This window comes from Kitasatospora sp. NPDC057512, assembly GCF_042802135.1.
In the GTDB taxonomy this organism is placed as follows: Bacteria; Actinomycetota; Actinomycetes; order Streptomycetales; family Streptomycetaceae; genus Kitasatospora.
Genome location: NZ_JBHVET010000227.1, coordinates 1 through 11184, shown reverse-complemented (window position 1 = coordinate 11184; position 11184 = coordinate 1). Strand labels below are relative to the sequence as shown.

Genomic DNA, 11184 nt, shown 5'->3' with positions numbered 1-11184 from the left:
CCGTTGTCCGTTCCCGCCCGGCCGTGTGACGTACGCCGGTTCTCCTGCGCCGAGCTCCGGTGTACGCCCTCCCGACGGGAGGGGCTAGCGGTCAGTCGTACCCGCGCGTGAGGTGGGGATGCCTACCCTCCTCAGCGCGAGTCGCTGCCCGCCGTCTCGATGGCGGCGCGGCCGGCCTCCAGGCGCGCCACCGGGATCCGGAAGGGGGAGCAGGAGACGTAGTCCAGCCCCACCTCGTGGAAGAAGTGGACCGAGTCCGGGTCGCCGCCGTGCTCGCCGCAGACGCCGAGCTTGAGGTCGGGGCGGGTGGCCCGGCCGGCCTCGACGGCGTGCCTGACCAGCGAGCCGACGCCGTCGCGGTCGATGGTCTCGAACGGGGAGACCCCGAAGATGCCCTTCTCCAGGTAGGCGGTGAAGAACGAGGCCTCCACGTCGTCCCGGGAGAAGCCCCAGACCGTCTGGGTCAGGTCGTTGGTGCCGAAGGAGAAGAACTCCGCGGCCTCGGCGATCTGCCCGGCGGTCACCGCGGCGCGCGGCAGCTCGATCATGGTGCCGAGCTTGATGTCCAGCTTGACGCCGGTGGACCGGGCGACCTCGGCGAGCACCCGCTCGCACTCGTCGCGGACCAGCTCCAGCTCCTGGACGGTGCCGACCAGCGGGATCATCACCTCGGGGCGCGGGTCCCCGCCGGCCAGCCGGCGCTCGGCGGCGGCCTCGGCGATGGCCCGGACCTGCATGCCGAACAGGCCGGGGATGACCAGGCCGAGGCGGACGCCGCGCAGGCCGAGCATCGGGTTCTGCTCGTGCAGCTTGTGCACCGCCTGGAGCAGGCGCAGGTCGTTCTCGTTCGGGTCCTTGCGGGCCTCGGCGAGGGCGACGCGCACCGACAGCTCGGTGATGTCCGGGAGGAACTCGTGCAGCGGCGGGTCGAGCAGGCGGACGGTGACCGGCAGGCCGTCCATCGCCTGGAAGAGCTCCAGGAAGTCGCCCTTCTGGAGCGGCAGCAGGGTGGAGAGAGCGAGCTCGCGGTCCTTGTCGTTGTCCGCCAGGATCAGGTGCTCGACCTCCTTGCGGCGCTCCTCGCCGAGGAACATGTGCTCGGTGCGGCACAGGCCGATGCCCTGGGCGCCGTAGCGGCGGGCGCGCCCGCCGTCCTCGGCGTTGTCGGCGTTGGCGCGCACCGCGAGGCGGCGGCGGCCGTCGGCGTGCGACATCAGCCGGTGGACGGCCTGGACGAGGCCGCCCTGGACGTCGGCGCCGGCGTGCAGGGTGCCCTCGAAGTACTCCACCACCGCGGAGGGGAGCACGGGCACCTCGCCGAGGTAGACCTTGCCGGTCGCGCCGTCGATCGAGACGACGTCGCCCTCCTCCAGCACCAGGCCGTCGGCGGTGGTCATCCGGCGGCGCTTGGTGTCGACCTCCAGCTCCTCGGCGCCGCAGACACAGGTCTTGCCCATGCCGCGGGCGACGACGGCGGCGTGCGAGGTCTTGCCGCCGCGCGAGGTGAGGATGCCCTCGGCGGCGATCATGCCGTCCAGGTCGTCCGGGTTGGTCTCGCGGCGGACCAGGATGACCTTCTCGCCGGAGCGCGACCACTTCACCGCGGTGTAGGAGTCGAAGACGATCTTGCCGATCGCGGCGCCGGGCGAGGCGGCCAGGCCCCTGGCGATCTGCTTCGACTCGGAGTCGGGGGCGAAGCGCGGGAACATCAGCTGCGAGAGCTGGCCGCCGGTGACCCGCATCAGGGCCTCGTCCAGGTCGATCAGGCCCTGGTCGACCAGCTGGACGGCGATCCGGAAGGCGGCCGCGGCGGTGCGCTTGCCGACCCGGGTCTGGAGCATCCAGAGCTTGCCGCGCTCGATGGTGAACTCGATGTCGCAGAGGTCGCGGTAGTGGTTCTCGAGCTTCTGCATGATCGCCATCAGCTCGTCGTACGACTTCTTGTCGAGCTTCTCCAGCTCGGACAGCTGCAGCGTGTTGCGGATGCCGGCGACGACGTCCTCGCCCTGGGCGTTGGACAGGTAGTCGCCGTAGACGCCCTGGGTGCCGGTGGAGGGGTCGCGGGTGAAGGCGACGCCGGTGCCGGAGTCCTCGCCGAGGTTGCCGAAGACCATGGTGCAGACGTTGACCGCGGTGCCCAGGTCGTTCGGGATGCGCTCCTGGCGGCGGTACAGCCGGGCGCGGTCGCCGTTCCAGGAGTGGAAGACGGCGTGGATCGCGAGGTCCATCTGCTCGCGCGGGTCCTGCGGGAAGGCCCGGCCGGTCTCGCGCTCGACGATGCCCTTGAACACCTCGACCAGCGCCTTGAGGTCGGCGGCGTCCAGGTCCAGGTCGTTGACGGTGCCCTTGGCGTGCTTGGCCTCGTCCAGGGCCTCCTCGAACAGCTCGCCGTCGACGCCCAGCACGGTCTTGCCGAACATCTGGACCAGGCGGCGGTAGGAGTCCCAGGCGAAGCGCTCGTTGCCGGACTGGGCGACGAGGCCGGCCACCGAGGCGTCGGAGAGACCGATGTTGAGGACGGTGTCCATCATGCCGGGCATGGAGAACTTCGCGCCGGAGCGGACCGAGACCAGGAGGGGGTTGTCGGCCTGGCCGAGCTTCTTGCCCATCTCCTGCTCGAGGGCGTCCAGGTGGGCGCTGATCTCCTCGTGCAGGGAGGAGGGCTCGCTGCCGGTCTCCAGGAAGACCTTGCAGGCCTCGGTGGTGATGGTGAACCCCGGAGGGACGGGGAGGCCCAGGTTGGTCATCTCGGCCAGGTTCGCGCCCTTGCCGCCAAGAAGATCCTTGAGGTCCTTGTTTCCTTCGGTGAAGGAGTAAACAAACTTCTGCTGGGACGGCACGGGTCGGTCTCCTCGTACGCGGTTGCCCTGACGCCGGAGAACATACCCATTTCGAAGGCACTTCTCTGCCCTGAATAGGCCACCCGAGGCTGGTACCCAGCGGTAACCCGCTAGATCGAAAGCGCATAAAGGCGTTCACCTCTGTTGGTGAAATCGTCCGCCTGACGCGAGCTGGCGTTCAACTCTTGAAGGCATGCACACGCGAAGATCGTGCGATCCGGACGCACCGTAGCGAGCGCGGGTCCATGGCGTTGCCCCGGCTTGATTTCCTGCACCCGGATCGCCCGATCACCGGTCGGCCGACTTCGGGAAGCGATTCACAGTCGACCTGTCCATTTCGTCCACTGACCTGCCGTCAGCCCCCACCGCGTGTGGCAAGCGTCACCAGCGCGTCTCAGCGATCGAACGTAGAGCGCCTGCGCCGATCGTCGCACTGCGTCCAGAAACGTGCCCGTTGCGTGACGTCCGGACGCCGAAAAGGAGCCCTCTTGTCCAGGATGGACAAGAGGGCTGGGACCGGGTGGCCATCGACCCGAACGGGTCATTTTCGCCAGGTCGTACAGATCATCCGCCGGAGGTGTCCGATTCGGCGTCAGCGCCCGGGCGGGCGCAGTCGTACGGATCGTCCAACCAGCCCTCCGGCAGGACCACCCGGTTGTTGCCGCTGGTCCGCCCGCGCGGGCCGTCCGCACCGTCCGGCCAGCCCTGGGACTGCTCCACCTGGGAGAGGGTTTCGGCCAGCTCGGCCAACGAGGAGGAGCCGGCCAGCCGCACCCGCAGCTCGGAGCCGACCGAGAAGCCCTTGGTGTACCAGGCGACGTGCTTGCGGAAGTCGATCACGCCGCGCGCCTCGTCGCCCAGCCACTCGCCGAGCAGCTGCGCGTGCCGCACCATGGCGGCGGCCACGTAGCCGAAGTCGGGGCGGGCGTAGTCCACGTCGCCCTCGAAGATCGCGACCAGGTCCTTGAACAGCCACGGCCGGCCCAGGCAGCCGCGGCCCACCACCACGCCGTCGCAGCCGGTCTCGCGCATCATCCGCAGCGCGTCGTCGGCCGACCAGATGTCCCCGTTGCCCAGCACCGGGATGTGCGCCGGGACGGACTCGCGCAGCCGGGCGATCGCCGACCAGTCGGCCGTCCCGCCGTAGTGCTGGGCGGCGGTGCGCCCGTGCAGGGCGATCGCGGCCACCCCCTCCTCGGCGCCGATCCGGCCGGCGTCCAGGTAGGTGAGGTGGTCGTCGTCGATGCCCTTGCGCATCTTCATGGTCACCGGCAGGTCGCCCGCGTTGGCGACGGCCTCGCGCAGGATCTCGCGCAGCAGGTTGCGCTTGTACGGCAGCGCCGAGCCGCCGCCCTTGCGGGTGACCTTGGGGACGGGGCAGCCGAAGTTGAGGTCGATGTGGTCGGCCAGGCCCTCCTCGGAGATCATCCGGGCGGCCTTGCCGACGGTCACCGGGTCCACCCCGTACAGCTGGATGGAGCGCGGCTTCTCGCTCGGGTCGAACTTGATCAGCTGCATGGTCTTGGCGTTGCGCTCGACCAGCGCCCGGGTGGTGATCATCTCCGAGACGTACAGCCCCTTGCCACCGCTCTGCTCGCGGCACAGGGTGCGGAACGGCGCGTTGGTGATGCCGGCCATCGGCGCCAGCACGACGGGCGGCCACACCTGGATCGGGCCGATGTCGAGCGGCGCGAACTCGGTGCCGGACGCGGTGCCGGACGCGGTGCCGGACGCGGTGGGTGCGGGCGTGACTGTCATGCGCGGCTGACCTCGGGTGGTGGGGACGGGACTCTCCATTGTCCCCCACCCGGGTGAGCGGCCTCCGCCCGCTCCGGGACTCCCCCGCTCCGGGGCGCCTCCGGTGCGGGCCGCCACCGGTGCGGGCGCCTCCGGTGCGGAGCGCCTCCGCTACGGAGCCGACGGAGCCGACGGGGCGGTGGGCGCCGACGAGTCCGGCGGCAACGACGAGGCCTGCCCCGGAACGATGGAGATCGATCCGGAGGTGACCGCGGCGTGCACCCGGTTCGGGCTCGCCGAGTCCGCCAGCCCCGGGTCGATCCGGCCGTTGCCGCTGCCGATCTCGCTGGAGACGGCGTACCGGCTGTCCTTCGGCAGACTCATCTCCACCGAGCCGGAGGTGGCCGTGGCGTCCACCACGCCCGGCGCCCTCGCGAAGCTCAGCTGCACCGAGCCCGAGGTGACCTGCGCCGCCACCCGCGGGGAGCTCAGGTTGGTGCCCTGCACCAGACCGGAGGTGGCGTGCACGGACACGTTCCCGGAGGTGTCGGACAGCAGCAGCTGGCCGGAGGTCAGCTCCAGCTTCACGTCCCCGCTCAGGCCCTCCACCTGGACGGAGCCGGAGGTCACCGAGCCGGACACCTCGGTCCCGGCCGGCACCTCCAGCTCGATCTCGGCGCCGCAGCCGACGTCCACGAGCGGCAGGATCAGCCGGCAGTGCATCCCGACCGTGAGCACGTCGCCCTCGAAGACGGCGGACACCACCGGCTTGCGCACCAGCCAGTCCAGGCTCTGCCGGACCACCACGTGGCCCTCCCGTCCGGCCCGCAGCCGGACCGACGCGTGGCCGGTCTCCAGCTGGACCCGGTGGATCGCCCTGTCGTACGGCCGGCTGGTGCTGGTGCGCTGCTGCACCGCCATCGACCAGGTCTGCAGTCCGGCGCCGACCATGACCAGGACGATCACGAGCGTCCCGGCGGCCCGCCAGGCCTTCACCCCCTTCACCGCTACCCGACCTCCAGGAAGCGCAGCACCGCCATCACCCGGCGGTGGCTGTCCTCGGCCTGCGGCAGGTCGAGCTTGGTGAAGATCGAGTTGATGTGCTTGGCCACCGCGCTGTCGCTGACCACCAGCGAGCCGGCGATCGCCGCGTTGGAGCGGCCCTCCGCCATCAGGGCGAGCACGTCGCGCTCGCGCGGGGTCAGCTTCTCCACCGGGTCCCGGTGGCGGCGCACCAGCAGCTGGGCGACCACCTCCGGGTCCAGCGCGGTGCCGCCCTCGGCGACCCGCTGGAGCGCGTCCACGAAGTCGTCGACGTTGGCCACCCGCTGCTTGAGCAGGTAGCCGACACCGCTGGTGTTGGTCGCCAGCAGGTCCGCGGCGTAGCGCTCCTCCACGTACTGGGAGAGCAGCAGGACGGCGGTGTCCGGCCACTGCCGGCGGATCACCATCGCCGCCTTCACCCCCTCGTCGCTGAAGCCCGGGGGCATCCGGACGTCGGCCACCACCACCTTCGGGCGGTGCTCCTCGACGGCGGCCAGCAGTTCGGTGGCGTCCCCGACGGCGGCCACGACCTCGAAGCCCACCGCCTCCAGGACCTTGACCAGGCCGACCCTCAACAGGACCGAGTCCTCGGCGATCACAGCGCGCACGGCAACTCCACGGTGATGGTGGTGGGGCCCCCGAGGGGGCTGAGAACGGACATCGTGCCGTCGACCGAGGCGGCGCGCTTGCGCAGACCGGTGAGCCCGGTGCCGCGCGAGGCGTCCGCGCCGCCCACGCCGTCGTCGCTGATGACCAGGCGCAGCCGGCCGCCGGTCGTCCGCACCGAGAGGTCGACCTGCCGGGCCCTGGCGTGCTTGGCCACGTTGGTGAGCGCCTCGGAGACGGTGAAGTAGGCGACCGCCTCGACGGTCGGGGCGATCTGCTCGGAGAGGTCGACGTCCAGGCGCACCGGCAGCGGGGCGCGGGCGGCGATGCCGGACAGCGCCGCGTCCAGGCCGCGGTCCTCCAGGACGGCGGGGTGCAGGCCGCGGACCAGGTCGCGCAGCTCGTCGATGGCCGCCTGGGCCTCCTCGTGCGCGTCGATGATCACCTGCATCACCTCGGGCGGCACGTCCTTGAGGGTGCGCCGGGCCAGGCCCAGGTTCATCGCGAGCGAGGTGAGCCGCTGCTGGGCGCCGTCGTGCAGGTCCCGCTCGATCCGGCGGCGCTCGGCGTCCACCGCGTCGACCAGGCCGGCCCGGCTCTCGGCGATCTCCTCGACCCGCCGCTCCAGCGCCTCCGCCCGGTCCGGGCCGAGCAGCCGCCGGGCCACCCACACGTCCAGCCGGGCCAGCTGGGTGCCCGACAGCGGGAGCACCGCCAACAGCAGCACCCCGCCGAGGGTGAGCAGGACGTCCTCCCCGGCCAGGCCGGTGCGCAGCGCGGTACCGGCGGGCAGCAGCCAGATCCAGCCGTACACGGTGGCCAGCACCAGGCCGGCCGCCCAGGCGTACAGCACCACCAGGGCGCCCACCGCCAGCAGCGGGCCGGCCACCAGGTGGAAGAGGACCTGGCGCCAGGTCATCCCGAGCAGCCAGACCCGGCGCCCCGTCGGCGGACGCAGCGGCGGCACCTCCACCCCGTGCAGGGCGCGCAGCCGGCCGCGCTGGACGGCGGTCAGCGGGTGGGTGCAGAGCAGGACGGCGGCGAGCACCGGGAAGAGCAGCTTCGACTCGGTGACGGCCAGCCAGACCGGCAGCGCCACGGGTATCCCGGCGGCGGTGAAGCGGACGTCCCGCCAGACCTCGGGCGACCACGGGGGGCGCCGGAGGCTCCTGACGAACGCTCGGCGCAACGTGGTGGAGGGCATGGCCGACAGCGTAGGGCCCGGTGATCACGGGCCGCCATGAAGGGGGGTTCCCGATGGGGGTGTAGCTAGCTACACCCCCGATTCGGTGTGGGGCACCACCGACAGGAGGGGGGTCCGGACGGAAGGCTTGAGGGCATGACGAGCACTGCATCGCACTCCGCCACTCCGCCGCACGGGCGGCCCGGCCCCGGGAGTGCCGCCGGAGCGGCGGCGGCCCAGGGGGCGCTGCCGGAGCGGGCGCTGCTGGACGGGGCGCCGACGGAAGGGACGCTGCCGGAGGGGGAGCTGCCGGAGGGGGAGCTGCCGGAGGGCACCCTGCCGGAAGGCGCGCTGCCCGCCGGGGCCGGGCCCTGGTCGGTCCGCAGCGTCCCGTCCGGCCGCGGCCGCGCCGCGCTGGAGCTGTACCAGTACGGGGAGTTGACCGACGTCATGGTCGCCTCCCGGCTCACCCCGCACCTGCTGCGCGGGGCCCGGCACTGCCCGTCCGCCGGGCGGAGCCGGCACGTGCTGGCCTGGGGCCGACTGGCGGCCGACGGCACGGCGCCCGCGGTGGTGTTCACCGGGCGGCGGTCGTTCCGCCGGGTGTGCTCGGCGGCCGAGGCGGTCACGGTGGCCGACTGCTTCTGGGTCGCCTGGGCCGAGGGGCCGTTCGACGCGGTGCGGGTCGAGCACACGGCGGGCGGGGCCGCCGAGCGGCTGCCGCTGGAGCGGGTCCGGGAGCGCGGCCGGGGTGCGGCGTGAGCAGCACCTTCGCCCTTGCCCTCGGCCCCGCCCGTTCGTCCGCCCTGCCTGCGCGCTTCGCCCAGGTCCCGGTCCTGGCCGCGGTCGCGCTGCTGCCCTGGCTGGCGGTCCTCGCCGTCTGCCACGAGACCCCGTGGGTCGTGCTCGACCTCACCGAGTTCGCCGCCCTGCTCTCGCTGGACGCGCTGCTGCGCCGGCGCAGCCCCGCCGCGCTGTGGGCGGGCGCGGCGGTGGCCCTGCTGCTCACCGGGGACGCGCTGGCCGACATCGCCTGCGCCGGGCCGGGCTACGCGGTGCTCGCCGCGCTGGTCATGGCCACCTGCATAGAACTGCCGCTCGCCGTGGTCTGCCTGCGGCTCGGACGGGACGCGGCGGTGCGCGGCTAAGCGGCGTCGGGCAGTCGGTCCATCAGCGCGCGGGTCTCGTCGTCCAGCGGGGTGTACGTGATCATCCGTGTCCCCAGCTGCGGGCTGAGCCAGAAGTTGGTGTACTCGCAGCGCAGCAGCCCCACGCCCGGCACCTGGAAGCGCTTGATCCCGTTGCCCGGCCGCATCACGTCGTGCCGCTGCCAGACCTCCGCGAAGTCCGGCGAGGCCTTGAGCAGTCGGGCCAGCAGCGCCTTCCAGGCCGGCTCCGAGCTGTGGTCGGCCATCGCCGAGCGGAACCGGGCCACCATGCCGAGGCGCTCGGTGCGGTAGTCGATCAGCACCTCGCGGAACTGCGAGGGCGTGAACGCCATCCACATCAGGTTCCGGTCCTCGGGAGCCATCCCGTCGAGGTCGCCGACGAACGCGGTGTACTGGGCGTTGTACGCCAGCACCTGGTAGCGGGAGTTGAGCACCACGGCCGGGTACGGCGCCAGCCGCTCCAGCAGCAGCCGCACGCTCGGGGTCACCGAGGGGCACTCCTTCACCGGCGCCGGGTCGTCCGTGCCGGCCAGGGTGAACAGGTGGGCGCGCTCGCTCGGGTCCAGCAGCAGCGCCCGGGCCACCGCGTCCAGCACCTGGGTGGACACCTGGATGTCCCGCGCCTGCTCCAGCCACGTGTACCAGGTCACCCCGACCGCGGCGAGCTGGGCGACCTCCTCCCGGCGCAGCCCCGGTGTCCGGCGGCGGCCGGTCATCGGCAGGCCCACCTGCTCGGGCGCCAGGCGCTCGCGGCGGCTGCGCAGGAACGCGGCCAGCTCGTGCCGACGGGCTTCGCCGGGGGCGCTCCGGCGCTGTGCGGCGTCGTGCGCGGCGTCGTGCGCGGAGACTTGCGCGGCGGGGGTCATCAGGCTCATGCTCCCCAGCATGCGCCAGCCGTAAGCCTGTTGCCAGGTACTTCTTATACCTGGATAACCACACTCTGGTACCAGGGTACGGCGCGGCGGATCGTAGGACCCGTGACCCAACCACTCACCGTCGCCCCCGCAACGAGCCGCGCCGCCACCACCCCGGGCACCGCGGCCGCCCGTACCTCCGGCACCGGCTCGGCCAGCTCGGCCGGTCCCGTCGGTCCGGCCGGTCCTGCCACCGGCTCCACCGGTCCCGCCGCCACCCTCGGCACCGCCGGACTGGTCACCGTCCTGCTCGGCGCCTTCCTGCCGATGCTCGACTTCTTCATCGTCAACGTCGCCCTGCCCACCATCGACCACGACCTGGCCGCCGGGCCCGCCGTCCTGGAACTGGTCGCCGCCGGCTACGGCATCGCCTTCGCCGTCCTGCTCGTCCTCGGCGGGCGCCTCGGCGACAGCTACGGCCGCCGCCGGCTCTTCGTCATCGGCGCCGTCGCCTTCGCCCTCACCTCGCTGGCCTGCGGCCTCGCCCCCGGCGCGTGGTCCCTGGTCGCCGCCCGGGCCGCCCAGGGCGCCTCGGCCGCGCTGCTGATCCCGCAGGTGCTCGGCACCATCACCGCCGCCACCGAGGGCGCCCGGCGCGGCCGCGCGCTCAGCGTCTACGGCGCCGTCGGCGGAATCTCGGTGGTGATCGGGCAGGTGCTCGGCGGGATGCTGGTCGCCGCCGACCTGTTCGGCACCGGCTGGCGCTCGGTGTTCCTGCTGAACGTGCCGTTCGCGCTGCTCGCCGTGGTGCTCGCGGTCCGCTACGTCCCGGAGAGCCGGTCCGCCACGGCCGCCCGGGTCGACGTCCCCGGCACCGTCCTGCTCACCGCCACGCTGCTCTCCCTGCTCGTCCCGCTGATGGAGGGCCGGGCCGCCGGCTGGCCGCTCTGGTCCTGGGTGCTGCTGGCGCTGTTCCCCGTCCTCGCCGTCGCCTTCGGTGTCGTCGAGCGGCGCGCCGAGCGGCGCGGGGACACCCCGCTGGTGCCGCCGTCCCTGCTGCGCATCCCGGAGATGCGGCGCGGCCTCGGCATCGCGCTCCCCTACTTCGCGGGCTTCGGCGGCTTCATGTTCGTCATCGCGGTCGCCCTCCAGCAGGGCCTCAGGCTCGGCCCGGTCGCGGCCGGCTGGGCGCTCGTCCCGATGGCCGTCGGCTACTTCTCCGCCTCGCTCGCCGGCCCGCGGCTGATCGGCCGCTGGGGCAGCCGGGTGCTCAGCGCGGGCGCCGTCGTCCAGGCCACCGGCCTCGCCACCCTCGCCCTGACCGTCCTGGCCGACTGGTCGCACTTCTCCCCGCTGCGGATGGCCCCGGGCGTCGCCCTCGCCGGCATCGGGCAGGGCCTGATCGGCACCCCGCTGTTCCGGGTCGTCCTCGCCAAGGTGCCCGCCGCCCGGGCCGGCGTCGGCAGCGGCGTCCTCGCCACCGGCCAGCAGTCCAGCCTCGCGCTCGGCGTCGCCACCCTCGGCACCCTCTACCTCTCCCTCTCCCCCGTCCTCGGCATGGACCGCGCGCTCGCCCTCTGCCTGGGCATCCAGCTCCTCGGGTCCTTCACCATCCTGTACCTGACCACCCGCCTGCCCCGCTCCATCGGCTGAGCCGTGGCCTCGGGGTCTCCGGGGTCCGGTTCACGGGTTCCGAGCTCCGGACTCCTGCGGCGGTGGACGGCCTCGCGACCGGTACGACCGGTCGCGGG

The 11184-nt window shown here is 73.0% G+C and carries 9 protein-coding genes; 3 read left to right on the top strand and 6 right to left on the bottom strand.

Going from position 1 to position 11184, the window contains the following annotated elements; translation table 11 throughout:
- Positions 1–131 precede the first annotated feature (131 nt).
- The 5 genes from ppdK to ACFU6K_RS17065 form a co-directional block, all read right to left on the bottom strand.
- On the bottom strand, positions 132–2840 hold the full coding sequence (ppdK, locus tag ACFU6K_RS17085; protein WP_380663804.1) for a pyruvate, phosphate dikinase: 2709 nt from the start codon (positions 2838–2840) through the stop codon (positions 132–134).
- Between the two features lie 564 nt (positions 2841–3404).
- On the bottom strand, positions 3405–4598 hold the full coding sequence (gene dusB / locus ACFU6K_RS17080; protein ID WP_380663802.1) for a tRNA dihydrouridine synthase DusB: 1194 nt from the start codon (positions 4596–4598) through the stop codon (positions 3405–3407).
- Positions 4599–4748: 150 nt separating this feature from the next.
- On the bottom strand, positions 4749–5582 hold the full coding sequence (locus tag ACFU6K_RS17075) for a DUF4097 family beta strand repeat-containing protein (RefSeq protein WP_380663801.1): 834 nt from the start codon (positions 5580–5582) through the stop codon (positions 4749–4751).
- Positions 5583–5584: 2 nt separating this feature from the next.
- Positions 5585–6229 carry a response regulator gene (locus ACFU6K_RS17070; protein ID WP_380663799.1) on the bottom strand — a complete coding sequence of 215 codons (645 nt, stop codon included), beginning with the start codon at positions 6227–6229 and terminating at the stop codon, positions 5585–5587.
- Entirely contained in the window at positions 6217–7431 is a 1215-nt protein-coding gene (locus ACFU6K_RS17065) for a histidine kinase (RefSeq protein ID WP_380663798.1), read from the bottom strand. Before ACFU6K_RS17065 ends, ACFU6K_RS17070 begins: the two co-directional genes overlap by 13 nt.
- Before the next feature lie 135 nt (positions 7432–7566).
- Here ACFU6K_RS17065 and ACFU6K_RS17060 point away from each other — a divergent pair, with 135 nt between their 5' ends.
- Both ACFU6K_RS17060 and ACFU6K_RS17055 read left to right on the top strand, forming a co-directional pair.
- On the top strand, positions 7567–8172 hold the full coding sequence (locus ACFU6K_RS17060; RefSeq protein ID WP_380663796.1) for a hypothetical protein: 606 nt from the start codon (positions 7567–7569) through the stop codon (positions 8170–8172).
- Complete coding sequence (locus ACFU6K_RS17055) at positions 8169–8558, top strand: hypothetical protein (protein WP_380663795.1); 390 nt, start codon at positions 8169–8171, stop codon at positions 8556–8558. Before ACFU6K_RS17060 ends, ACFU6K_RS17055 begins: the two co-directional genes overlap by 4 nt.
- Here ACFU6K_RS17055 and ACFU6K_RS17050 read toward each other — a convergent pair.
- A complete protein-coding gene (locus tag ACFU6K_RS17050) occupies positions 8555–9445 on the bottom strand; it encodes a helix-turn-helix transcriptional regulator (protein WP_380663805.1) in 891 nt (296 codons plus the stop codon). The genes ACFU6K_RS17055 and ACFU6K_RS17050 overlap by 4 nt on opposite strands.
- Positions 9446–9556: 111 nt before the next feature.
- On the opposite strand from ACFU6K_RS17050, the gene ACFU6K_RS17045 reads away from it, so the two are divergent.
- Complete coding sequence (locus tag ACFU6K_RS17045) at positions 9557–11086, top strand: MFS transporter (RefSeq protein ID WP_380663793.1); 1530 nt, start codon at positions 9557–9559, stop codon at positions 11084–11086.
- Positions 11087–11184 lie beyond the last annotated feature (98 nt).

Bases quoted from the DNA above. Each gene is read 5' to 3' on its own strand.
- ACFU6K_RS17060 (WP_380663796.1), top strand. From the start codon at position 7,567: ATGACGAGCACTGCATCGCACTCCGCCACTCCGCCGCACGGGCGGCCC.
- ACFU6K_RS17050 (WP_380663805.1), bottom strand. From the start codon at position 9,445: ATGACCCCCGCCGCGCAAGTCTCCGCGCACGACGCCGCGCACGACGCC.
- ACFU6K_RS17065 (WP_380663798.1), bottom strand. From the start codon at position 7,431: ATGCCCTCCACCACGTTGCGCCGAGCGTTCGTCAGGAGCCTCCGGCGC.
- dusB (WP_380663802.1), bottom strand. From the start codon at position 4,598: ATGACAGTCACGCCCGCACCCACCGCGTCCGGCACCGCGTCCGGCACC.